The sequence below is a fragment of the Pseudogracilibacillus auburnensis genome (assembly GCF_003201975.1).
GTDB lineage: Bacteria > Bacillota > Bacilli > Bacillales > Amphibacillaceae > Pseudogracilibacillus > Pseudogracilibacillus auburnensis.
Genome location: NZ_QJJQ01000001.1, coordinates 338,103 through 362,425, shown reverse-complemented (window position 1 = coordinate 362,425; position 24,323 = coordinate 338,103). Strand labels below are relative to the sequence as shown.

Here is a 24,323-nt window from a genome sequence, read left to right as displayed (position 1 = left end):
AGTATAAACTACTCCCATTTTTTGATTTAAATTTATACATAAATTCCTTCTTCTTGCTTAAACCTAATTTTAGTTTAGCAAGAAGCTATACCTTTTTCCACCTGATCATTCAAATAACACTTTAAACTATATCCCAATTTCTTTAGTACAAAAATTCCTAGTAATTTATTTATTCTACAATTCTATCAACAAAGTAATAACCACGTTGATTAAACACAAAGGTCCTCCAAAACCTGCTTCAAACACTTCAAAATCCTCTGTCTATTTCAATTAGCTATTGTTCCTACTTAAAACAATTTCCTTAATTTTTTATAAATAGCACTACTATACTGCAGAATAGCTCGTTTATGAAATAAATCATCTATAAAAAATGATAACTGGCAATATTTTATACTCATTCAGGGTTTGTGAAATGAAAAGGGCTCAAGATAAAAATTAAAATAGCGTTTTATAAGGTACAAAAGTAATCTTTTCCCATAAAAACTGACTAATTTGTTAAAATTTAAAAGCGTCTCGATATTCCTGCTAAAATACTTCACCCTTATTGAAAAAATAGAAAGCCCATCGGCAAACGGAAGAAACCGAGAATAATAACAATTACAAGAGCTATCCAAAACTGAATCCAATCCGCTCTATTCGCCTTCCCCTTTTTTGTTCCTGTTAATATTAGTTCCATCATCACTACAATCCATCCTCCTGCAATTGCTTTTACAATCACTTCGCCAAAAATTGGCATTTCATAGCCTTGGAAATAATCCCAAGTTAACTGACCGCCTGTGATGATGATAAAGAGATATATCATCCGCAAAACCATATGTGCGATAGTAGCAATTTTTTGATTTCTTTTTTTATACAAATTTAGAGCAATGATAAATAGAATCAATCCTAAAGTCCAAGCTGTAATATGCATATGCGCCATTAACATTTCCCCCTTATAATTCTATTCCAAGAAAAACAATTCATTTTGAACTAAAATGTCTTTTAGGATACACCTTTTGATATATCCATCCCTTTCTCTCTCCATAGTAAGAATGCTATTAAAAGAACGCCGATCATGGTAATGAAATGTTGCAAGCTATTCTTGAATTCACCACCATATTGTGTAAGCACCATGATTCCATCAATCAAAGGGATGATTGCAGAGACTAATGAAAAAGCAATCAAAACCTTTTTTATTCTTAAAATAACAAAAACAATGATACTTATTCCAAGTGCTAAATCTCTTGTTGCCTTCACTCGGACATATCCACTATCTAATGGATTCAAAATTTCTAACCCAAAGGCTCTTGAAGCAGCAATAGGATGAATAAATCTATTAATACCTAAGCAAATCAAACCACTTGCACATAAAATCGTTAGCCAAAAAGACAATGATTTCGGACCCCAGCGTTTTACTTTTCGAAGTTTCTCACTCACTTCCTAATCCTCCCCTTTTCTTAACATGTTTAAGACGGCTTGCACTGCAAGTTCCTCGGCTTGTTCTCTCGTACCATATAATCTGCCGGACATAAATAAGGACGATATTCCGTGCAATGTTCCCCATGCGGCATTCACATAATCATTAATCTCTTCTTCGTTACAATAAGGCATGTAAGAAGTAAGCACTTTTTTACTAATTTCTCCTATACGCATGCCTTCTTGCCAGGTCTGCTCGACCCCAAATGGTATCCCATCCATGCCATACATAATCCGATAATAAGCTCCATCTCCCCAAGCAAAAGCACAATATGCTTTTCCCAAAGCTATTGCTTTTTTTTGTGGATCTGAATATTTACTGACTGCTTCTTCAAGTTGGTTAGCTAATAATTTAAAACCGTTGCGTAAAAGTTCAAGGAAAAGATGTTTTTTATTTTCAAACAACTCATAAACTTTAGTCGTACTGTACTCAATTTCACTAGCAATTTTTCTTATGCTCACATTTGACCATCCCTCGGATTCAGCAATATGTAAGGCTGCTTTAAGAACCTTTTTTCTTAAACAAATCTGCTCCCGTTCAAATCTACTTTTCATAAACTGATCCCCTTTATTAAAAATTTCACCTTTCAATAACAGTGTTATTTTTTATAACATAGTTATATTCTATATTTTTTTATGTTTTGTAAAGCTAAAAAACGGAAATATAAAGAGATTTCGGAATATTTAGTGGTGATTTTAGGCAAACAATTGTAAATTAATTTTTATCATTGACTATTATAGACAATAACACAATATCGCAGCTAGCTGAACCTATATAAATAAAAACTTTTATTAATTTTTTTATAAATCATGCAGCAAATCGACCTTTTGTGTAGGGACTAAGTATAAGGAGAGGTAAAAGTACATTCTTATGTCCATCCCATTTTTAATATTCTTACTTTGTAATCCATTTCTCACAAGTTGTTTTGTAAAAAATAAAGATTTCATTTGGCATTTCACAAAAAATCTTGTTGAAGGTTATGAAAGGGAAAATCATCTCCACTTTTGCAATTTCCATATGAAAGAGATGATAAACAAGATTTTCAAGAGGCCCAACTTGCTGAAACACTAAAAGTAGTCACTCTGATATATGAAATGCTTACTACACACAAGCACCGTGTTGAACAAGAAACTATGCTACGTATCAGCGGATGGATAAAAATACACATGATTTCGGCTTATGCAATCTGCTTTAGCTTTTACCACTTGATGAAAGAATGGTTAAGTTTTCCCTTTCATTTATTATAATTTGTTCTTTGACAAAGAAAGCACGGAAGATAACGCCGTGCAGTATAAACAAAAAATCAGATACGTTCTACTGATGACGAGCTACTTGATTCATACGCCATAACTTTCATTAGAAACGAGCGATCATCTATGAATCTAATGCAATCGTGGTGGGTTGCTGGCGATAACTCATTAGTTAGGATAATGATACTCCCCTATCGTCATGGTTCGAGCGTTCAAAGCATCGCAAGCTATGAGTAGGGCTGGAAGAAATACTTGCAGGGGTGAAATTCCCGTGGAGCTGCACCAACAGCCGTCTGATTTTCAATGTTCGCTCTATCAAAAAACATCATGAAGCGTGGTATAATAAACATATATTGTATTGGCTCGACCGAGAAAGGAGCAATATGATAGTAACTATAACCCGAAAGGACTTAATGGATTTAGGTTATGGTCCCTCTTTCTCCCGAGACATTATCCGTGAGGCTAAATGTCTTATGGTGCAGAAAGGCTATGGTTTCTACAACACGAAAAAATTAGGTCGAGTGCCTGTGGAAGCCGTGGAAGAAATATTGGGAATAACGCTTAGTCAGACAGATTTATTAAAATCTTGTGGTTCCAGTGAGGCTGCTTTAATCAAGGAAAGGAAAAACAATGATTAAAGTGAAGAAACACCCCAATGGAACATATCAATTTAGGGTAAGTTTAGGATTTGATCCGGTCACAGGAAAAAGAATACAAAAAAGAATGAGTGGATTTAAAACTAAAGCGGAAGCTGAAAATGCTTATGCTAAATTGATTTTAGATAATAGTGAAGGTGCTTATAACCCAAATAGTAGTATGACTTTTGAGAAGTTTACGAAGGAGTTTTTTGTACCTTGGTATAAGAACCAAGTTAAAGAAAGCACTTTTGAGAATAGGCAACACACAATCAATAAACACTTTGCTTATTTTTATAACGTAAGTCTATCAGATATCACGCCATTAATCTTGCAAAGATGGCAATTAAACGCTACCGAAAAATACTCTAGTCAATACGTTCGAGGCATACAAGGTTTATTATCCTTAGCTTTTGATAGAGCGATTGTATTAGGTTTAATGAAAGAAAATCCATCAAAAATAATTGGAAATGTTAAAAAAGTTAAAGCCGAAATTAATTTTTGGACGAAGGAAGAATTTGAGGCTGTTATATCCAAGATTTATCTAGGCGATTACTTTCAGCATTTTCAATTTATCATTATCTGGCTTTTATTCATGACAGGCATGCGTATTGGTGAAGCCTCTGCCTTACAATGGGATGATATAGACTTTGAGGAAGGAACGCTAAACATTTCCAAAACGCTTTATTACAAGAATGCTTCCAACTATCGTTTTACAGATCCTAAAACAAAAGCAAGCATTCGGGTTATTGCTTTAGATTCAGATACACTAAGCTTATTACGAGATTGGAAAGAAGCACAACAGAAGCAATGTAAAACCAATTTCATTTTATCGTATAATGGAATCCCAACTCAAAAATACACTGTTTCCCATTCTATTAAACGCTTTGCCAAGGCTGCAAATATCCACAGGATCAAAATCCATGGATTAAGACACTCTCACGCTTCTTTGTTAATTAGTATGGGAGAAAATCCTTTAGTGATTAAAGACAGACTTGGACATGAGGATATACAAACGACTTTAGGTACGTATGGACACCTCTATCCAAATAGCAATTTTCAAGTTGCAGACAGATTAAGTAATATTATTCAGCTAAAAACAAGTGATGATACACAAATTGAACATTACAGCAGTAATCAGTTTATGCAGACAAAATTTCAAAGTGTGCCATAACTGTGCCATGAAGAATAATAAAGCCCTGAAAACCATGTGTTACCAAGGCTTCTAGGGCTCCTGTTACTATTCCCACTCTATCGTGGCAGGAGGCTTACTCGTTATATCATACACGACACGATTGACGTGATCCACTTCCGCTACAATCCGATGCGAAATTTTATCTAAAATCTCCCAATCAATTCGTGCCCAGTCTGAAGTCATTCCATCAACAGAATGTACAGCTCGAAGTCCTACTGTATAATCATAAGAACGTGCGTCGTCACGTACACCTACACTGCGAATATTCGGTAAAATCGCGAAGTATTGCCAAATGTCACGATCAAGTCCAGCTAAGGCAATTTCTTCCCGTAAAATGGCATCAGCCTCCCGAACGATTGTCAATTTTTCTCGTGTTACTTCACCTAACACACGGATACCTAGACCCGGTCCTGGAAAAGGTTGACGCCAAACGATATGGTCTGGTAATCCAAGGGCTGTACCGAGTTTACGCACTTCATCTTTAAATAATGAACGAATTGGCTCAATTAACTTGAATTCCATATCTTCAGGTAATCCACCAACATTATGGTGTGATTTTACCTTTTGTCCAGTCTCTGTTCCACTTTCAATAACATCACTATATAGTGTACCTTGAGCTAAATAGTCGACATCTGTTAATTTAGCCGCTTCTTCATCAAAAACTGCAATAAACTCATTTCCGATAATTTTACGCTTTTCTTCAGGATCATCCACACCAGTAAGTTTTGATAAGAAACGATCTGCCGCATCCACTTGGATAATATTCATATGAAAATCATCTGCAAGTAGTTCCATTACTTCATTCGCTTCATTTTTTCGTAATAACCCGTGATCAACGAAAATACATGTCAGTTGATCGCCAATTGCTTTATGAATTAGTGCTGCAACGACAGAGGAATCGACCCCACCGCTTAGGGCACAAAGGACTTTTTTATCGCCGACTTCCGCTTTTATATTCGCAATTTCTGTGTCAATAAATCGTTCAATGGACCATTCGCCAGTGCAACCACTAATCGTAAATAAAAAGTTCTTCAGCAACTTTACGCCATGCTCAGATTCTTGTTTTTCTGGATAAAATTGTACTCCGTACATTTTTTCTGATTCATTACTAAAGGCAGCAATATCTCCTGCTACATCCGTTGCATCAACCTCAAATTTTTCCGGAAGTTCCGAGATTGTGTCTCCTTTACTCATGTAGACTACTTGTTCTTTATCCAATTCACTAAATAAGCCAGCTTTGTTTTGTACTTTTATCGTGCCAGCTTCATATGAACGATCCGCATGATGTGTTACTTTTCCACCAAAATGGTCTGTGATCAATTGTGCTCCATAACAAATTCCTAAAATTGGAATACCAAGCGTAAATATATTTTCATCAATTCGATAACGATGTTGATCATGAATATAATATGGTCCACCAGATAAAATAATCCCTTTTGGTTGTAAAACTTTTACCTCATCAACCGAAATGGTATGGGGACGCAATTCACTGTAAATACCAAGTTCTCTAATACTCCTCGTTAATAATTGATTGTACGGACTACCAAAATCAATGACTAAAACCGATTCGTTATGACTCATCTTATCTTCTCCTCACTAACTTGTCCTACTCGAATATTATACAACATTTCCTACACTTTTTTGGTAAAATAGAGTTGAAAGTACGAAAAACGTCACGAGGGAGTTTTCCTTATGTTGAAACAATTGCAGAAAATTTATCCATCTATTATTCCATTTACTAAAAAGAATACAGTTCCCTTTCACCAATATGTTTGGTATGTCACAAATAAAAATGATGTATTCGGCATTCATGAGGACGAACTAACTAAAAAAGATGTACAATTATTAGATACCTTTTTCAAAAGATACAATCAATTTATACCAGATAAAACAGTTCAAGAACAAACTTGGTATGATCGTATCAAAACACCGGTTGTCGAAACCCCTTCCCTTCCTTATCGATTCGTCTATTTTTCCATGACCAAAGATCAAATTGATCCCATCTCATTTAAGGAAGCAATATCTGAATTATTTAGTAAAACAACCCCCATTTTGTGGGAAGATGAAACTAGTGGAATCATTGTCGAGGAAATTACACCGACTGATGAACAAATTAATTATGAGCAAATCATTGATATTTTTATGGCTGATCTTTCTGTTCATATTAAATTTTACATCGGCGATATGCAACAAAGTTTTAAAAACCTCCCCCATTATTATGCATCTTTACTTGAAATTGGCTCACTAATATTCCAAATTTCAAATAAAGAAGTGATTAACTATGTGGAGTCGGTTCCATATTTATTATTACACGATCTTGATGAAGAGACAAAAGATCAATTATGTACAGCTATATTAAAAAATTTCCACGAGGATGACGATATGATCAAAACGTTAGAAATGTTTCTTCACTCTAATTTAAATGTATCGGAAACGGCGAAAAAAATGTACATGCACCGCAATAGTTTACAATATCGAATTGATAAATTCATCACTGAAACTGGAATTAATATACAAAAATTTGACGATGCAGTCGCTGTAAAATTGGCATTATTAATAAAAAGAATGAAGTAAGATTTTTAGGAAACCGTGCCAAATGTTAGTTCTTACAATTTGCTGATGGGAAATGGCCCTTAGGAAAGCACCACGGATCACTTCTTACACTCTTCCGTCGAGAAAGGGCACGAGCGACGGCGCTGCGGAACACTTCTTTCACTTTTCCGACGAGAAAGGGTACGAGCGACGGCGCTGCGGAACACTTCTTTCACTTTTCCGACGAGAAAGGGTACGAGCGACGGCGCTGCGGAACACTTCTTTCACTTTTCCGACGAGAAAGGGTACGAGCGACGGCGCTGCGGAACACTTCTTTCACTTTTCCGACGAGAAAGGGTACGAGGGATGGCGCTGCGTGTCACTTCTTTCACTTTTCCGACGAGAAAGGGTACGAGGGAAGGAACCGCGTAACACTTCTTTCACTTTTCCAACGAGAAAGGGTACGAGGGATGGCGCTGCGGAACACTTCTTTCACTGTTCCGACGAGAAAGGGTACGAGGGATGGCGCTGCGTGTCACTTCTTTCACTGTTCCGACGAGAAAAGGTACGAGGGATGGCGCTGCGTGTCACTTCTTTCACTTTTCCAACGAGAAAGGGCACGAGCGACGGCGCTGCGGAACACTTCTCCAACGTTTTTGAAGTAAAATGGCACGAAGAGAGCCTGGCGCGAGGATTTCTTGTCAGATTGCACGAAAAGGAAAAAAATCTTTGTGCACGTTTCCCATATAAAAAAACGTTTTCATTTCTTACAATGAATGTAACATTAGATTTTGGGGGATGAAGAAATGGCAGAACTTAAATTAAACCATATTAAAAAAGTGTATGGTAAAGACGTAGTAGCAGTAAAGGATTTTAATTTACATATTGAAGATAAGGAATTTATCGTATTTGTTGGACCTTCCGGGTGTGGAAAATCGACGACACTGCGAATGATCGCTGGATTAGAAGAAATTTCGGATGGAGAACTATATATCGATGATGTTTTAATGAATGATGTCGCTCCGAAAGATCGTGATATTGCCATGGTGTTTCAAAACTATGCCCTCTATCCACATATGAATGTGTATGATAATATGGCGTTCGGATTAAAGTTACGTAAGTTTAAAAAAGCCGAAATTAAAGAACGAGTCGATAATGCAGCAAAAATTTTAGGATTGGAAGACTTTTTAGATCGGAAACCAAAAGCGTTATCAGGCGGTCAGCGTCAGCGTGTTGCTTTAGGAAGAGCGATTGTCCGTGATCCGAAAGTATTTTTAATGGACGAGCCATTATCGAATCTAGATGCAAAACTTCGCGTGCAAATGCGTGCTGAAATCCAAAAGCTTCATCGTCGCCTACAGACGACAACGATTTATGTCACACACGACCAAACAGAAGCGATGACGATGGCGACAAGACTTGTTGTCATGAAAGATGGAATTATTCAACAAGTTGGATCGCCGAAAGAAATTTATGATAATCCAGAAAATGTTTTTGTCGGTGGATTTATCGGATCGCCTGCGATGAACTTTTTAAATGGGAAAGTCGAAAATGGGCATATTCAATTAGGTGATGTAGCAGTAAAACTCCCTGCCGATAAATGGAAAGTACTTGAAGATAAAGGATTTACAAATAAAAATGTTATTCTTGGCATTCGTCCTGAAGATATTTATGATGCAACGGCTAAACCAGAATTGTCTAGTGATACAAATATAGATATTACGGTTGACGTTGCAGAATTGATGGGATCAGAAACAGTCGTGTACGGTGAAGTAAACGGGCAAAACGTCGTCTCAAGAATTGATGCTCGTACTGGTATTATAGCAGGCTCGAAATTAAAATTACATTTTGATATGGATAATAGCCACTTTTTCGACCCTGATACAGAGCTTAAAATAAAGTAGGACACACGAACCTCTTACAAATAAGTAGGGGGTTCGATTTTAATTTTCTACATATACTTTTTATAAAGTAGGTGTATATCATGAAGATCATTGCTCATCGGGGAGCTTCCACTTATGCCCCGGAAAATACAATTGCTGCTTTTAAAAAAGCAATAGAACAAGGAGCGGACGCCATTGAATTGGATGTTCGATTATCTAAAGATAACATTCCTGTTATTTGTCATGACGCAACGATTAATCGAACAAGTAATGGAAAAGGTTATATACATAATTTAACGCTAAAAGAAGTAAAAAAGCATGATTTCGGCTCCTATTTTCATAAAAAATATAAAAATGAAACGATTCCGACACTAGAAGAAGTTCTCCAGTTCATTGGAAATACCCCTATCATTTTACATATCGAATTAAAGAACGGACCAATTATTCCCGAAAATCTTGAGCAAAAAGTGTTGGATGTCGTTTATCGTCATAATTTTCAAGGACGTGTCGTTTATTCTTCCTTTGATCATCTTAGTTTAAAACGACTGGCGATGCTAGATCCGCAAGCAAAAATCGGACTCCTTTTTCATATGAATTTAATTCATCTATTTGATTATATTTCAAATACAGGAATAAATATTCATAGTATCCATCCTAATCATTTTTATGTAGATAAAGAGATGATCCATCAGGCAAGAAATCGAAATGTAGAGGTAAATATTTATACTGTAAACAATCTAAAAATAGCACTTGAGTATAAAAAAATGGGAGTGGATGGTTTAATTACAAATGATCCACTAATTTTGACATAACAATTTATTGAAACCAAATGTTAAACACTATTATCTTTTTTGTTTAATGGAGAGGAGCAATTCATATGAAATTAATACCTGTTTCAACAGAGAATAGGTCAGCCTATTTAAACTTATTACTTCTTGCGGACGAAAGTGAAGAAATAATTAATGAATATATTCATGAGGGTGAAATGTTTGCCATCGAATATGAAAATAAAATCGTAGGTGTGGCGTTATTTACGTTTCCTATAGAGCTAGTAGTAGAACTTAAAAACATTGCAATAGATCCAAATTATCGCGGGAAAGGTATAGGAAAATTAATTTTGAGTGATGCATGTACTATTTATCAAAATAGAGGTTACTCAAAAATGATTGTTGGAACAGCTAATTCAAGTATCGAAAATATAGCATTTTATCAGAAAGCTGGATTTCGAATGTCCGAAATAAAAAAAGATTTCTTTAAAAAATACCCAAAGCCAATCTATGAAAATGGCATTCAAGCATTAGATATGATTATGTTTGAGAAAAAATTTCGTTAATTAAAAATCTGCTGCGTAGAAGCTGAGCCAAAAATTTCAAGCCAACGCCTTTTAGCAGCAGATTTTATTCACTATTTGTCTTCTACAAATTTGTTTGTTAACCGTCCCACCTTCTCTATTTCAACAGTTACTTCATCCCCAGATTGTAAATATACTTGTTTTTCCTCTGGATAACCAAATATTACTCCTTCTGGTGTTCCAGTTAAAATAATATCACCAGGAATTAAAGTCATATAGTCAGAAATGTAACTAATAATTTCATCGCAATAAAAAATCATATCTGCCGTATTAGAGTTTTGTCTTTCTTCTCCGTTAACATACGTCTTTAATTTTAAATTATTCGGGTTTCCCACTTCATCACTCGTCACTACATATGGTCCAACTGGACTAAAACCATCGCATGATTTCCCAAGCAGCCACTGGGAACTTACAAATTGTAAATCCCTTGCCGATAAATCATTTGCCGTAACATAGCCAAATACATGATCAAGTGCTTCTTCTTTAGATATATTTTTCGCCTTTTTTCCAATAACGATCCCTAATTCTACTTCATAATCAAGCTTGTTCGTCACTTTCGGAATCACAATTTCATCTTGATGAGCTGCTAGTGCATTATGATATTTCGGAAATAAGATCGGCGTTTCTGGGTACGGGGAACCTGTTTCATCCGCGTGCTTTCGGTAGTTTAACCCAACACATATAATTTTATTTGGTTTAGGTACTGGTGATCCCCAAGCTACCTCATTTTCTTGGATAAGATAAGATTGCTCTTCTTCTGGCAAACTATCAATATATTTTTGTAGCTCTGATACCGTTTCTTGACCTCCTTTAATAACTTCCGTGACATTAGCGGAAATATGTTCATTAGGGTGATTTACTAGTGCTTTTTCAATATCAATAATTCCTCTTGCTGTTTTTACTCCTAAAGACTGTACTTTATTTTTTTTAATTGTTAAAAGTTTCAATAGTTTCCCTCCAAAGGTAATTTATTTATTTAAAATGATTTTTGGACACTTTTTTATCTATACAGCTATATCTACGAATATATCAACGATACCTTCACAATTGAAATATTGTTAGGGTTTCAATTTAGCAGTGAATTCTATTTCAACAGAAGCTCCTAAAGGCAGTGTATGCATACCAAGTGCCGCCCTAGCGTGCTTCCCCGCTTCACCAAAAATATCGACTAAAAGTTGACTAGCAGCATTCATCATATCTGGATGTTCGGTTACTTGATCCGCACAACATAAATAACCTGTTACTTTTAATATCGTTTCTACTTTTTCTAAGCCAACTTCATTATCTAAAATATCAAGACAGTTTATCATTGCAAGTTGAGCTGATTTCTTGCCTTCTTCAACTGACAATGTCTCACCAATTCTACCTTTATACAGAACTTCACCATTTGAAAAGGCTATATTTCCCGAAACATAAACTGTATTTCCATCTACCTTTATTCCTACGTATGGTTTTGTTCCTACACTTACTGTAGGTTTATATCCAAAGCTTTGTTTTATTTCCTCAAATATTTTTCGGTTCATATTCTCCACCTACTTATTTCGTGTTTACTATTTTTCCATTTAAGTTTGACGTTGCTTTACCTTTTTCTACAGCTACTTTTCCATTAACAAAAACATAATCAATACCTTTAGGATCTTGTCTGGCATTTTCAAAAGTCGCAGGTCCTGATACTAAGTTAGGATCAAAAACTACTATATCTGCAAAATAGTTTTCTTTTAACATCCCTCGCCATTTAATATTAAATCTTGTTGCAGGGAAACCACTCATTTTATAGATTGCTTGTTCATAAGTAAGCCATCGATTTTTACGTACATATTCATCAAGTACTTTAGCAAAACTGCCAAAACCTCTAGGATGTGGTCTTTTTCCGACATAAATTCCGTCTGTTGCGACCATATGAAGAGGATGTTTAAACGTTTTTTCTAAAAATGGAATACGTTCAGGTAGCCAATGATAAATCATTAATGCCTGTAAATCAGTTTCCAATAAAATCTCACAAACAGTGTCAGTTACATTCATTCCGAATTGTTCCATTACTTGTCCTAAAGATTTCCCTTCCCAACCAGTTGGTTTCTCGCTTCCAACCGCTGCAAAGACAACTCTGTCCAATGGGAATGTTTTAGTTAAATGTTCCGTCATTTCTTTACGAATCTTTTGGTCTTTTAATCTTGCTTTTACTTCTTGTGGTGTTCCCGATTGCAAATGAACTGGTAATCCCATTAATAAATGGGTACATCCAGCAGGATAAGGATACATATCAAATGTCACATCGATATGCTGCTCTATCCCTTTATTTATTTCCGTCTCTGCTTGTTGATCCACTGTAAAATGAGAAATATGAACAGGAATATTTGCTTCTTTCGCAATAGCATATGTTTCCTGACACCCTACTTCAACATTGTCACCATATCCTCTTTGATGAGCGACATAGATACCACCATATTGCGCAGCTACTTTGGATAGCTGAATAAGCTCTCTCGTATCCGCATGACGCATAGGTTCATACTCTAAACCAGTACAAAACGAAACTGCTCCCGCTTCCATCCAATCCCTTACTAATAGTTCCATTTTTACTAATTCATCATCCGTTGCTGAACGATTATCCCACCCCATCACTTCAACCCTTACAGACAAATGAGGAACTTGTAATACTAAATTAGAGGGGATGTTTCCATCAAAAAGTGTTAAAAAATCATTTAAAGTCATATCATTCGTTAATTTCAATCTAGAATCTTTATAAAATACATGTAAATATTCTTGTACTTCTTTTAATTTATCTTTATTTAAAATAGCCCATGAAAATCCATCTGGACTAGATAATTGTGTAGTTACTCCCATTTTAAGAGGGGCATATTGATCTATCCCACCTAGTAATTCCAGTTCGGAGTGCACATGAACATCGATAAAACCTGGAGAAATCATTTTTCCCGTTGCATCAATCAGTTCTTCTGAAATAGCTCTTGATAAATCACCTATTGCAGCAATTTTTTCCCCGATAATACCGATATCAGCCTTTATTCTTGGTGCCCCTGTTCCATCGATTACCGTTCCATTAGCAATTATTGTGTCAAAGTACATCATCAACCCACTCTTTCTTTGTAGAAAATTTTTACTATCTATTTTTCCCCCTACCACTAATTGGTATCATTCGTTCTAAAATCCCTTTTCTAAATCCATACATTTCATCCGCAAGGTTTATAGACGGACAAATATGGTTCGGAATGATTTCAATCACATCACCGATAGACAAACCCGTTTTCCCTTGAATTTCTACTGTTCCATGTTCTTCTGACAATGATTTAATGACTAAATTATCATGGCCTCGAATCTGACCATGACCGCCATGCCAGAATACATCGGCTGCCAATGTTTTGCTCCCCGCATCAATAATAAATCTATCATTATTTGGCTTTGAAACTACTGTAGCAAAAATACTAACCGCACAATCTTCTTCCTTTGCTCCACCAGTCGACATAACAAATCTGTCATTATACACATACATTCCTGGTCTCATTTCCGTTGCATAAGGAATTTCTTTGATAAATCGTGCTGTAGCTGTTGCTCCCACACTAATTTCCGGTATATGTAAACCCTTTCTTTCTAGTTCGATTTTCGTTTGATGCATAAGAGTTGCATCCTCTATTGCAACATTTAAGATAGCTTCTTCGCTTCCTTCTTTATATGCATGTCCTGTATGACTCATTAATCCTTTGATTTCAAGGAAAGGAAGTTTTGCGATTTCTAATATATGGACAACACTTTCTTCTGGATCTCTACCCATTCGTCCTAAACCAGTATCCACATCAATGTACACAGGTATTTTTTTTCGATGGTATTCGCCCACCTCGTTTATTCCTTGGCCAACAACTATATCATCAAAGGCGACCATTAAGTCTGCATGGTGTAATAAACGGCTAAATCGGTTTAATTTTTGCTTACCTACTAATGGAAATGCAATTAAAATATCATTTATACCGCTATTAGCCATTACTTCGGCTTCCCCTAAAGTAGCTACTGTTATCCCCGAAGCCCCTGCTTCCAATTGTTTTTTAGCTACATAAGGACTTTTGTGAGTTTTTGTATGAGGGCGTAATTTTACTCTAGCTTCTTTAGCAAGCTTTGCTATTGATGTAATATTACGTTCTATCACATCTAAATCAACAGCTACAAACGGTGTATCCGTTAAAAGATCCAAATCATTTATTTGCATACAAATCTTTCCTCTCTATTACTTAAATCAGGATTAGTGAATGAGTTTTTGTCAATTTCAATTACCGCTATTTTTTCTTGCTTATTTTTTTATTTAAACAAACCTAAAATTTCTGGTGTATTACGATGAATAATATCTTCAATTATTTCATCTGTTATTTTTGGCATTTTTGTCCCTTCTGCGACATCGTTTACTTTTCGTAATAGGTCCATCGTTTGATGTGCTGTGAAAAATGGATAATCTGAGCCTAATAAAATTTTATGGGTAACTCCATATTCCATTGCTAAGACAAGTGCATTATAAAACTGCCACGGCCGTCCTCCCAATGCAGATAAGTCCATATACATATTTGGATTTTTACGGACAACAGAAATACATTCCCCAATCCATGGATGTCCCATATGGGCAATAACAATTTTCAAATCTGGAAATGCTCTAGCAATTGGATCAATTGCTGCTGGACGTGATGCATCTAAATATCCTTCTGGAACAAAAGAAGTTCCTTGATGAAATAATATAGGAATATTAAGCTCGTTTGCTTTTGCATAAAGCGTAAAATGCTTGCGATCGTCTGGATAAAAATTTTGATAAATTGGACCTAGTTTTAATCCACTCAAACCCATTCCTTTAATAGTTTCCTCCAATTGAAAAGGTGCAAGATCATTATTAGGGTCTACACTAGCGAAGCCGAATAATTTACCGGGTTTTTGCGCTACATACTCCGAAACATACTCATTAGGGACTTGTATACCAGTTGCAGGAGCATCAAATGCTAAAACAATCGCACCATCAATGTCTTTAACACTTTTCCAATGATCCTCTGGTAAAGCAATTAATTCATGTTCTTCTCCCCATGCTCTTTGTGCAGCAGCCTTCATTGGTCCTTTAACATGACCTGGTCCAAATAAATGTGTATGACAGTCAAAAATCATATAAGCCCTCTTTTCTAACATATTATTTTTTTGGTCGCAATTCCTTCGGTAGTAAAAAGTCAAAGTCACAACCTAAATCTGCCTGAAGCACTCTTTCCTCAAACAAAAGACCATATCCACGATCATAATGTTGTTTTGGCATTGTCCAATTACCTTTTCGCTCATTTAATTCTTCTTCATTAACCCGAAGATGTAAACGGTGGGCTTGTAAATCAATCTCTATTTCATCACCATCTTGGACAAAGGCTAAAGGTCCACCGATCGCAGCCTCTGGAGCAGCATGAACAACAAGGGTTCCATAAGAAGTACCACTTATTCTACCGTCAGATATTCGAACCATATCTCTGACACCTTTTTCTAATAATTTTTGTGGAATTGGAATTTGTCCAACCTCTGGCATTCCTGGAGCACCTTTTGGTCCTACGTTCTGTAAAACGAGCACACTATCTTCATCTACGTCTAGATTTGGATCGTCGATTCTATTATGTAAATCTTGTAATGAATGAAAAACTACTGCTTTTCCTTTATGTCTTTTAAACTTTTCACTTACAGCAGTTTTCTTAATTAACGCGCCATTCGGTGCTAAGTTACCTTTTAATACAACTATTCCTCCATCTTTCTCAATCGGGTTTTCTAACTTATAAATTACTTTTGGATCTTTCACGGAAACTCCATCTAAGTTTTCCTTAACCGTTTTTCCAGTAACAGTTAAACAATCTCCGTGTAATAATGGTACTAATTCCTTCATTAATGCAGGAACCCCTCCCGCTTCAAAATATTCTTCCATTTGATATTCTCCTGATGGTCTAACATTTAATAGAAAAGGAGTCTTTGCACTAATTTCATCAAACGTATCTAAAGGCAATTTCATCCCTAGGCGCTGGGCAATCGCAATAATATGAATAATTCCATTTGTAGAACCTCCACTTGCCATTGTTACTTTTATCGCATTTTCAATTGCTTCCTTCGTCATAATATCTCTTGGCTTTATATCATTTACTACTAATTTAACTATCTGTTTCCCTGTCATTTCTGACATATGACGGCGTCTTGAATCAACTGCTGGAATTGCTGCACATCCAGGTAGTGCCATACCTAAACCTTCCGCTATCGAAGCCATTGTACTTGCAGTTCCCATAACCATACAATGTCCATCACTACGACAAATTGAATTTTCTACTTCAGATAATTCATTGTCAGTTAAATTCCCTGCTTTATGCTCTAATGTGAAACGATAACAATCTGTACAGGCACCCAGGTTTTCTCCATTTAATCGTCCATTTAGCATCGGTCCACCTGTTAAAACAATAGCAGGAATGTTCACACTTGCAGCAGCCATTAATTGTGCTGGGACTGTTTTATCACATCCACCAATCAATACAACACCATCGATCGGATGTGCCCTCATCATCTCTTCCGTATCCATAGCCATTAGATTTCTTAGTAACATCGTTGTCGGTTTAACATAAGGTTCCCCAATTGAAATAGTTGGAAATTCCATTGGCACTCCTCCCGCTTGCCAAACACCACGTTTAACGTATTCAACAAGTTCATTAAAATGGGAATGACATTTATTCAATTCACTAAATGTATTACAAATACCAATGACTGGTTTTCGAATATCTTCTTCTGTATACCCCATTGATTTTGTAAAAGAACGATGAACAAACCCCCACATTGTATTATCCGAAAAATACTTTTCACTTTTTCTTTGCTTGTTATTTTTATTAGCCAAGTCATTTTCCCTCCTAGATCTTATCTCATTTTAAAGGCAAATGTCGGTAATCCTCGAACAGCCATTTTCACCCGGAATAATCCTCCAGAAAAGGGGTATTTTTTTATCGTTTCTTCATCTAAACCATCTCTTGCACTAGTCACATAAAGTTCATTTAAATTTTTTCCTCCAAATACACAAGAAGTTATTCGAGGTGCTGGGAAGTCGATATACTCCAATAATTCTCCGTTTTCAGGATTCCATCTACACACTTTTGCTGCATCCCAATGTGCTACCCATAACTTTCCTTCTGTATCTGCCGACATACCGTCCGGAAGTTTATATTGTTCCGGGATTTTTACGACAATCCTTCCTTTACTAATTGCTCCCGAAGATAGACAATAATCAAATGCTTTTATGTTAAAGGCTAATGTATCGATATAATACATAGTTTTATAATCAGGAGACCAAGTAATTCCATTTGAGCAACCGACAGAGTCCAAAGCTCTTTCAACTTTTCCATCCATATTTAAGCAATACAAAGAACCAGTAAATTTGTAGGCATCTTTTGTATTGACAGTTCCCGCCCAAAAACGTCCTTTCGGATCGCATTTACCATCGTTAAAGCTGTTATCCAAATAATCTTTTTCTGGGTCAACAATTGGATAACATTTTTCCGTTTGTAAATTCAAGACATGATACCCACTTTTTAATGCTAAAGCAACTTCATTTTCTGATTTTGGAACAACACAGCCAACTTGTTCACCAAGTTCAATCGTACGATTTGTTTTTTTCGTAGGGTCATAAATATGAAGATACCCTTTCAAACTATCAATCCAATATAATACTTCATTATGTGCATCCCAAGAGGGGCTTTCTCCTAAAAGGGCTTTTTGATCTAATACCAATTCCCAATGTCTCTTCAATCATCTCTCACCTCTTTCTAACAAAATATGTTAATGAAATTTAGATCACTGTCCACCCATTATCAATTTTAAATTCAGCCCCAGTAACAAATTTTGATTCATCACTAGCTAAATAAACAGATGCATTTGCAATATCTTCGGGTTTACCAAGTTCACCAGTTAAACATTTACTATACAAATATTTAACTTTTTGCTCATCATCAATATTTGATTTCGTTTGTGGAGTTTCAATAATCCCCGGACAAATTGCATTACAACGAATTTTATCCTTTCCAAAATCAACGGCAATCGATTTACATAATTGTATGACTCCTGCTTTTGCCACGATATAAGCGACATCATCTCTAAATGCAACAATTCCACCTACAGAAGCTGTATGGATGATAGAACCACCACCTGATTTTTGCATGAAAGGAATTGCATATTTACTTAGTAAAAAAGGTGCAGTTAATGTAATATCCATCGTTTTATTCCAGTCTTCCAACGATGTATTAAGAACATTTTGTTTCGGTGCCCACCATGTATTAGTATGCAATACATCGAGAGTTTCATATTCTTTTGAAACAAAGGTAAAAAGATCTTTTATGTTCTGCTTATTACTTACATCAACCTTGAAAAAAGCTGCCTTTCCACCTTCATCAATAATTTTTTGTTCTGTTTTTTTACCTTCTTCCTCATTGATATCTGCTAAAATAACATCTGCACCTTCTACAGCTAATTTTTCTGCTACACCTTTTCCGATACCTTGTGCAGCCCCAGTAATAACACAAACTTTATTTAGTAATCTACCCATGAAATGACCTCACTTTAACATAAAATACTTTTTATAGATGAAAATATTTAACCTTTGATAGAACCTGAAGCCAACCCTTTAATTAAATATTTTTGTAGGAATAGGAATACTGTAACAACTGGTAATAATACGAGAGCGATTCCACCGAACAATAAGTTTAAGTCCACATTTCCTTTACTACCAAAGAATTTATATAGACCAATACTTACGGTTGGATAATCAGACCCATTTAATATAACTAAAGGAAGTAATAAGTCATTCCATATATAGATAAATTGCATAATTATTAATGTAGCAGTAATCGGTTTTAGCAATGGAAAAATAATTTGGAAAAACAGCCTAAGTGTTGAACAACCTTCCATTATTGCAGCTTCTTCTAGTTCAATTGGGATTCCCCGTATAAAGCCTGAGTACATGAAAATACAAAATGGAGAAAGGATCGCAATATAAACTAAAGAAATTCCAAAAATATTATTGTATAAATCAAAGTGTTTTAAAATAAAAATTAAAGGAATGAATGCTGCTTGGACAGGCATTAGGATACACGATAAAAACACCCAGTAAGCTGCTTTGAAAATTTTTCCAGACATACGTACAATTGCATATGCTGCAAGAGATGAGAGAACAATCATACTAACTAATGCAATAGCTGATATTGAAAACGTAACTAAGTAAGACTTCACAATATCCATTCTTTGAAAAGCCTCAACTATATTTTGAAACCCTACCGAAAAGTCAGGTAAAGATAATGGTGCTTTTAAAATTCGGTCATGAGTTTTAAACGTATTAATGATTATTAAATAAATCGGTATGCTAAATAATAAAACGAAAATAATAACTACAATTTCAAAACTGGGCTTTTTCAACATTTTCAAGCGATTTTTTTTATGTTTTATTCTATTTGCTTCCGTTTTTTGGGTGGTTGAATTTGAATACATTACATCACATTCCTTTCATATCTACGAGATAAGCTTACGAATAGTAACGTTATAACTAGTGCAACTAGCGTCATAATAAATGAGGCTGCCATACCGTAAGATAATTCGGTAGATTGAAATGCATAGCGATAGATTTTAATAGCTAATGTTTCACTGGCTCCTGCTGGTCCACCACCAGTTAAGGCGTACGGTAAATCAAATATGCGAATACCATTAGCTAAGCCGATTAAAATATTTACCGTTATTCCAGGTGCAATCATCGGTAATGTAACATTTAAAAAACGCTTCACTTTAGATGCCCCATCGATTTTAGCTGCTTCAATTAAATCTAGCGGTACCCCTTGGAGTGCAGCTAAATAGACAATCATGACTGGACCTATCATTTGCCATGTAGAAATCATAATAATTGTGGGTACTACATAATCTGGTGAATCGATCCATGGAATATGGATTGATTCTGATGAAAATGTAGAAAAAAACTTGTTTGCAAGTCCATTGTTATAATCCAGAATATAACGCCAAACAAATGCAGCAACAACAATAGGTATGACGTTAGGTAAATATAAAATAGTTCGTAATATGTTTTTTGTTTTCAAAGCTTGGTCCAAAACAAGTGCAAAAGTTAAACCAATTACGTTTGTTAAAAAAGCAATACTTAAACCAACATAAATAGTTAACAATAACGAATATTTAAATGAACTATCATTAAATATATTGATATAATTTTTTAATCCTATAAAACTATATTCTCCTACTCCTCTCCAATCGGTAAAGCTGTAATACATCGTTTGCAGAATTGGCAACAAAAGAAAAGTGAAGATAATAATACTTATAGGTGCAATAAAAAATATGCCGGTTAAATACCTCTTCCTATTGCCATTCATAAACTTCATCCATTTATCCCCATTTCTATACTTTTTTATAAAACCGGGACTGCTGCCCCGGTTTACAGTTTACATATTACTCTTTAAAGGAGTTATATTCATTAATAAATTCGTCTGCTGCTTTTTCAATATCTCCATCAAAGGTAACTTTTTGTGCTGTTTCTCCTAATTTAGTAATAACCGCTTCTTCAATTGGTCCTGTATTTGCAAATGAAATTACTCTATCAGTCTCTAACCATTGTGGAATATCTACGTAGACCGGATCTAACTCTCCAACACCTTCCATGGCAGACGTATTTGCAAGCGTTTTAGTAATATCTTCATAAATTTCTTTAGAAAATAACCAATCCAAAAATGTTTTAGCTGCCTCAAGGTTTTCCGATTTTGAATTAATTGCTAGTCCATCTTCAGCAGTATAAATATAACTATTGTCCGTTTCAGCATCATATGGAAGATTCATAAAGGAATGCTCGAAACTTGGATTTAAATCTCTAATTTGACCAATATCCCAAGATCCACCCATGACCATTGCACTTTCTTCATTAACAAATGCCTGTTGAGCATCACCATATTCAGAAGTAAAGCTTCCGGTGTACACATACTCATTTAATTCGTTAAACTTTTTAAAACCATCCATTAGTATTTCTCTATATTCAGGTTTTGACCAATCAATTGAATTGGAAAGATACGCTTCTTTAAATTCTTGGTTTTTTAAAGCATAGTTACCAAATGTCCAGTGAAAAACGTTGATTAATCCTGTTGTCCACTTTCCTGAATAAGCTAACAAACTTTTATTATCTGCTTTTAATTTTTCTCCTAAATCTAATAATTCGTCCCACGTTTTTGGCGGTTCTTCAAAGCCCGCTTCTTTTAACATATCAGCGTTATAGTGAAAACCTAGCACTCCGACCCCCATAGAAAAGGCCGCATGTTTTCCGTTTAGTTGTGTTCCCTCTTGTATTGCATTTGAAAAGTTACTTGCTGAGTTTAACTCATTTAAATCATAAAGATAACCTGCGTCTTCAACTAAATAACTAATTGAATGGCCAACATTAATTTGATAAATATCAGGCATTTCATCTGTTGAAACCATTACTCGTAATCTTTCATATATTTCTCCATGTGGAACCGTTTCCAATTTTACTTTAATATCTGGGTTATCCATTTCAAATCGGTCAATAAAGCCTTGCATAATATCAGCCGATTTAAATAAATCTTCAGCGATAAAAGCACTAATTGTCACTGGTTCACTACTTGAACCTCCATCACCTGAAGAAGATGATGCCGAATCATTATCCTTTCCACAAGCTACTAAGCTCCCTAATACGAACAACAACAACCCTAACCATATAACGCTTTTCTTCATGAAAACCCTCCCCATCAAATAAAAATTTGTTTTTACATAATTATTAAATTATTTCTTTTAATACGTCTTCAATTGCTTGTAGGGCATTTTCAATATCTTCTTTCGTATGACTATAGCTAATATGATTACGTTTAATATTCATCGGCATTTTAAAGAACCCGCGTTCAAGTAATTTTTTACGATATTTTATATACAAATCAGCATCGTTTTGCATTAGATCAGTATAATTTTTCGGTTCAAAACTCATAAAGTAAGTTGTCCATACAGATCCAAAACCTGCAACATAAGCGTCAATTCCCAATCGGTCATGGATTTCTCGAATTCCTTGTCGCATTCTTTCACCTAGTTCAAAAATATGTTTATGGACTGGTTCCGTCTCCATTATTTCCATTGTCGCTATTGTGGCTGCAGTTCCAATAGCGTGACCGTTATAAGTACCTGCAAACCAAACATCTCCTCCAGGGTATGTATTATATCGTTGCATGTATTCTTTTTTACCTGCTACTGCGGCCATTGGAAACCCATTCGCCATCGCTTTACCCATCGTTGTTAAATCCGGGGTGACAGCGCATACATTTTGGTATCCGCCAATATTATGACGGAATCCAGTGATAACTTCATCAAAAATAAGCATCGTACCATTTTGGTCACACAAGTCACGTAATCCTTTTAAAAAGCCTTCTTCCGGCATAATACAGCCGATATTATGAGGGATAGGTTCCACAATTAATGCAGCAATTTCTCCTTTATTATCATTGAAGGTTCGTTCTACATCCTCCAAATCATTAAAAGTACAAATTAATGTGTTGTCTATTGCTTCATCCATCATCCCTGCAGAACCCGGATCTCGTTTGCCAATCATATGAGGTTCACTTAACATATTGCGAGCTACATAATCGTGCCACCCGTGATAACAACCTTGAAACTTAATCAATTTAGTGCGTTCAGTTACCGCCCTCGATAAACGTATTGCGTGGTATGTCGCCTCAGAACCTGAATTACAAAACAATACTTGTTCAGCAGATGGTACATGTTTTGTAATTTTTTTGGCACATTCGATTTCTAAATCGGTTGAACCAACTCCATAGAGGTCCGTTCGATTCAAAGCGTCGATTACCCGATCATTAACTTTTTTATAATTATGTCCAAGAATATAAGGGCCAAATGCTGCTTGAAAATCAAGATACTTATTTCCATCAGCATCATAAATATAAGCCCCTTCCGCCTTCGTAAAAACGAGATGTGGCTCTACATTTCGAATTGATGTATGAACCCCACCCGGAGAATATTGATTTGCCTCTTTATACAATTCCATGCTTCTTTCGTTTAACAATTTTATGCCTCCCAATATTTGCAAAATGACGAACAGTTGAGTATGATTAAATATTCCTTGCTATTTCCTGTGCCGTTTCCCGAACAAATTGCCCTATCTCTGCATATCGTTCTTTAGATAGTGCTGAAGAATGTGCGGTAATACTAATCGCAGTTGGTGTAAAATATCGCGCATTTAGAATTGGAGCTGCGATACATCTAACTCCTATTTCACCTTCCTCGTCCTCAATGGCATAACCATTTTTCCGAACAACTTCTAAAGATTTTTTAAATTTATTTGCAGAAGTAATTGTATTGGGCGTAGCCTTCCTTAAACCAATTTTGTCAATAATTTGATCTAATTCTTCCTCGCTTAAATATGCTGAAATAGCTTTCCCAAGCCCAGATAAGTGTAGTTCCGTTTTTAATCCAGGATAAGTAGAAAACTTAATAAAGTTATCTGACTCTTCTTTTGCTATATACATTATTTGATTCTCATGTAGAATACCTAAATGTACTGTAAAACCTGTTTCTTCCATTAATTTTTTCATAAAAGGTAATGACAAGTCCACAATGCTGTTGTTCGAAGCATAAGCCATTCCAAGCTGAAACATTTTAGGACCTATTTGGAATTTTCCTGTTCCATCTTTTTGTACCATATGATAATATTCCAAGGTACTCATCGTTGTAAAAACAGTTGCTTTTGGAAGTTCGAGGTTTTCACATATTTCTGTTAAGGTGAACTTTTCATTTGAATTACTTATTAATTCTAATATGCTTATTGCCTTTTCCAATGCAGGCACATTATATTTCCCCAAAGTATCCCTCCTTTATATACACTCGAGTTCGACTAACTAAACTGAGTTTATTATTTTAAACAAGTATAGTATTGCAATCAATGTTTTGTCAAGAGGTAATTTTCAGTTATTTAAGTAAATTAAAAT

General features: G+C 35.4%; 23 protein-coding genes. 6 read left to right on the top strand and 17 right to left on the bottom strand.

Annotation, left to right across the window (positions count from 1 at the left end; genetic code table 11):
* Positions 1-541: 541 nt before the first annotated feature.
* The 3 genes from DFR56_RS01615 to DFR56_RS01605 all read right to left on the bottom strand — a co-directional run bounded on the left by DFR56_RS01615 (position 542) and on the right by DFR56_RS01605 (position 2,010).
* A complete protein-coding gene (locus DFR56_RS01615; RefSeq protein ID WP_110393676.1) occupies positions 542-919 on the bottom strand; it encodes a YisL family protein in 378 nt (125 codons plus the stop codon).
* 62 nt (positions 920-981) lie between these two features.
* Positions 982-1,416, bottom strand: coding sequence for a DUF4267 domain-containing protein (locus DFR56_RS01610; protein WP_110393675.1), 435 nt, complete (start codon positions 1,414-1,416; stop codon positions 982-984).
* A 3-nt stretch (positions 1,417-1,419) separates the two neighbouring features.
* The gene (locus DFR56_RS01605) at positions 1,420-2,010 is read right to left on the bottom strand and encodes a TetR/AcrR family transcriptional regulator (protein WP_110393674.1); all 591 of its coding nucleotides are present in this window, start codon (positions 2,008-2,010) and stop codon (positions 1,420-1,422) included.
* Between the two features lie 1,082 nt (positions 2,011-3,092).
* Here DFR56_RS01605 and DFR56_RS01595 point away from each other — a divergent pair.
* On the top strand, positions 3,093-3,344 hold the full coding sequence (locus DFR56_RS01595) for a DUF3173 domain-containing protein (protein WP_110393946.1): 252 nt from the start codon (positions 3,093-3,095) through the stop codon (positions 3,342-3,344).
* The gene (locus tag DFR56_RS01590; RefSeq protein ID WP_110393672.1) at positions 3,337-4,515 is read left to right on the top strand and encodes a site-specific integrase; all 1,179 of its coding nucleotides are present in this window, start codon (positions 3,337-3,339) and stop codon (positions 4,513-4,515) included. The genes DFR56_RS01595 and DFR56_RS01590 overlap by 8 nt, the downstream gene beginning before the upstream one ends.
* A 66-nt stretch (positions 4,516-4,581) precedes the next feature.
* On the opposite strand, the gene guaA is transcribed toward DFR56_RS01590, so the two are convergent.
* Complete coding sequence (gene guaA / locus DFR56_RS01585; protein ID WP_110393671.1) at positions 4,582-6,117, bottom strand: glutamine-hydrolyzing GMP synthase; 1,536 nt, start codon at positions 6,115-6,117, stop codon at positions 4,582-4,584.
* A 111-nt stretch (positions 6,118-6,228) separates the two neighbouring features.
* On the opposite strand from guaA, the gene DFR56_RS01580 reads away from it, so the two are divergent.
* From DFR56_RS01580 to DFR56_RS01560, 4 genes are all read left to right on the top strand, one after another.
* On the top strand, positions 6,229-7,110 hold the full coding sequence (locus DFR56_RS01580) for a PucR family transcriptional regulator (protein ID WP_110393670.1): 882 nt from the start codon (positions 6,229-6,231) through the stop codon (positions 7,108-7,110).
* A 764-nt stretch (positions 7,111-7,874) separates the two neighbouring features.
* Complete coding sequence (locus DFR56_RS01570) at positions 7,875-8,972, top strand: ABC transporter ATP-binding protein (protein ID WP_110393668.1); 1,098 nt, start codon at positions 7,875-7,877, stop codon at positions 8,970-8,972.
* 80 nt (positions 8,973-9,052) lie between these two features.
* Positions 9,053-9,763, top strand: a complete 711-nt coding sequence (locus DFR56_RS01565) for a glycerophosphodiester phosphodiesterase (RefSeq protein ID WP_110393667.1) — start codon at positions 9,053-9,055, stop codon at positions 9,761-9,763.
* Positions 9,764-9,828: 65 nt separating this feature from the next.
* The gene (locus DFR56_RS01560; protein WP_211320587.1) at positions 9,829-10,284 is read left to right on the top strand and encodes a GNAT family N-acetyltransferase; all 456 of its coding nucleotides are present in this window, start codon (positions 9,829-9,831) and stop codon (positions 10,282-10,284) included.
* Between the two features lie 71 nt (positions 10,285-10,355).
* Here DFR56_RS01560 and DFR56_RS01555 read toward each other — a convergent pair whose 3' ends face one another.
* From DFR56_RS01555 to DFR56_RS01495, 13 genes are all read right to left on the bottom strand, one after another.
* Entirely contained in the window at positions 10,356-11,249 is an 894-nt protein-coding gene (locus tag DFR56_RS01555; protein ID WP_110393665.1) for a fumarylacetoacetate hydrolase family protein, read from the bottom strand.
* 111 nt (positions 11,250-11,360) lie between these two features.
* Positions 11,361-11,825 carry a RidA family protein gene (locus DFR56_RS01550; RefSeq protein WP_110393664.1) on the bottom strand — a complete coding sequence of 155 codons (465 nt, stop codon included), beginning with the start codon at positions 11,823-11,825 and terminating at the stop codon, positions 11,361-11,363.
* A gap of 13 nt (positions 11,826-11,838) precedes the next feature.
* Positions 11,839-13,386 carry an N-acyl-D-amino-acid deacylase family protein gene (locus DFR56_RS01545; RefSeq protein ID WP_110393663.1) on the bottom strand — a complete coding sequence of 516 codons (1,548 nt, stop codon included), beginning with the start codon at positions 13,384-13,386 and terminating at the stop codon, positions 11,839-11,841.
* A 31-nt stretch (positions 13,387-13,417) separates the two neighbouring features.
* The gene (locus tag DFR56_RS01540) at positions 13,418-14,515 is read right to left on the bottom strand and encodes an alanine racemase (protein WP_110393662.1); all 1,098 of its coding nucleotides are present in this window, start codon (positions 14,513-14,515) and stop codon (positions 13,418-13,420) included.
* Between the two features lie 89 nt (positions 14,516-14,604).
* Positions 14,605-15,447: an amidohydrolase family protein gene (locus DFR56_RS01535; protein WP_110393661.1), complete on the bottom strand. Its 843-nt coding sequence runs from the start codon at positions 15,445-15,447 to the stop codon at positions 14,605-14,607.
* A 22-nt stretch (positions 15,448-15,469) separates the two neighbouring features.
* Entirely contained in the window at positions 15,470-17,182 is a 1,713-nt protein-coding gene (locus DFR56_RS01530; RefSeq protein WP_110393660.1) for an IlvD/Edd family dehydratase, read from the bottom strand.
* A gap of 20 nt (positions 17,183-17,202) precedes the next feature.
* Positions 17,203-18,087 carry an SMP-30/gluconolactonase/LRE family protein gene (locus DFR56_RS01525; protein ID WP_244916394.1) on the bottom strand — a complete coding sequence of 295 codons (885 nt, stop codon included), beginning with the start codon at positions 18,085-18,087 and terminating at the stop codon, positions 17,203-17,205.
* A 40-nt stretch (positions 18,088-18,127) separates the two neighbouring features.
* A complete protein-coding gene (locus tag DFR56_RS01520) occupies positions 18,128-18,880 on the bottom strand; it encodes an SDR family NAD(P)-dependent oxidoreductase (RefSeq protein ID WP_110393659.1) in 753 nt (250 codons plus the stop codon).
* A 47-nt stretch (positions 18,881-18,927) separates the two neighbouring features.
* Positions 18,928-19,818 (bottom strand): carbohydrate ABC transporter permease, encoded by an 891-nt coding sequence (locus DFR56_RS01515; RefSeq protein WP_110393658.1) that lies wholly within the window; start codon positions 19,816-19,818, stop codon positions 18,928-18,930.
* Entirely contained in the window at positions 19,818-20,711 is an 894-nt protein-coding gene (locus tag DFR56_RS01510) for a carbohydrate ABC transporter permease (protein ID WP_110393657.1), read from the bottom strand. The genes DFR56_RS01515 and DFR56_RS01510 overlap by 1 nt, the downstream gene beginning before the upstream one ends.
* Before the next feature lie 67 nt (positions 20,712-20,778).
* Positions 20,779-22,068, bottom strand: coding sequence for an ABC transporter substrate-binding protein (locus DFR56_RS01505; protein WP_158525455.1), 1,290 nt, complete (start codon positions 22,066-22,068; stop codon positions 20,779-20,781).
* A 43-nt stretch (positions 22,069-22,111) separates the two neighbouring features.
* Positions 22,112-23,401, bottom strand: coding sequence for an aspartate aminotransferase family protein (locus DFR56_RS01500; RefSeq protein WP_244916393.1), 1,290 nt, complete (start codon positions 23,399-23,401; stop codon positions 22,112-22,114).
* A 46-nt stretch (positions 23,402-23,447) separates the two neighbouring features.
* A complete protein-coding gene (locus DFR56_RS01495; protein ID WP_110393655.1) occupies positions 23,448-24,197 on the bottom strand; it encodes an IclR family transcriptional regulator in 750 nt (249 codons plus the stop codon).
* Positions 24,198-24,323: the final 126 nt, after the last annotated feature.

Excerpts from the sequence above, each read along its gene's own strand:
- DFR56_RS01615 (WP_110393676.1), bottom strand. The coding sequence starts at position 919 with ATGGCGCATATGCATATTACAGCTTGGACTTTAGGATTGATTCTATTT.
- DFR56_RS01605 (WP_110393674.1), bottom strand. The coding sequence starts at position 2,010 with ATGAAAAGTAGATTTGAACGGGAGCAGATTTGTTTAAGAAAAAAGGTT.
- DFR56_RS01590 (WP_110393672.1), top strand. The coding sequence starts at position 3,337 with ATGATTAAAGTGAAGAAACACCCCAATGGAACATATCAATTTAGGGTA.
- guaA (WP_110393671.1), bottom strand. The coding sequence starts at position 6,117 with ATGAGTCATAACGAATCGGTTTTAGTCATTGATTTTGGTAGTCCGTAC.
- DFR56_RS01580 (WP_110393670.1), top strand. The coding sequence starts at position 6,229 with ATGTTGAAACAATTGCAGAAAATTTATCCATCTATTATTCCATTTACT.
- DFR56_RS01570 (WP_110393668.1), top strand. The coding sequence starts at position 7,875 with ATGGCAGAACTTAAATTAAACCATATTAAAAAAGTGTATGGTAAAGAC.
- DFR56_RS01565 (WP_110393667.1), top strand. The coding sequence starts at position 9,053 with ATGAAGATCATTGCTCATCGGGGAGCTTCCACTTATGCCCCGGAAAAT.
- DFR56_RS01560 (WP_211320587.1), top strand. The coding sequence starts at position 9,829 with ATGAAATTAATACCTGTTTCAACAGAGAATAGGTCAGCCTATTTAAAC.
- DFR56_RS01550 (WP_110393664.1), bottom strand. The coding sequence starts at position 11,825 with ATGAACCGAAAAATATTTGAGGAAATAAAACAAAGCTTTGGATATAAA.
- DFR56_RS01545 (WP_110393663.1), bottom strand. The coding sequence starts at position 13,386 with ATGATGTACTTTGACACAATAATTGCTAATGGAACGGTAATCGATGGA.
- DFR56_RS01540 (WP_110393662.1), bottom strand. The coding sequence starts at position 14,515 with ATGCAAATAAATGATTTGGATCTTTTAACGGATACACCGTTTGTAGCT.
- DFR56_RS01535 (WP_110393661.1), bottom strand. The coding sequence starts at position 15,447 with ATGATTTTTGACTGTCATACACATTTATTTGGACCAGGTCATGTTAAA.
- DFR56_RS01520 (WP_110393659.1), bottom strand. The coding sequence starts at position 18,880 with ATGGGTAGATTACTAAATAAAGTTTGTGTTATTACTGGGGCTGCACAA.
- DFR56_RS01515 (WP_110393658.1), bottom strand. The coding sequence starts at position 19,818 with ATGTATTCAAATTCAACCACCCAAAAAACGGAAGCAAATAGAATAAAA.
- DFR56_RS01510 (WP_110393657.1), bottom strand. The coding sequence starts at position 20,711 with ATGAAGTTTATGAATGGCAATAGGAAGAGGTATTTAACCGGCATATTT.
- DFR56_RS01505 (WP_158525455.1), bottom strand. The coding sequence starts at position 22,068 with ATGAAGAAAAGCGTTATATGGTTAGGGTTGTTGTTGTTCGTATTAGGG.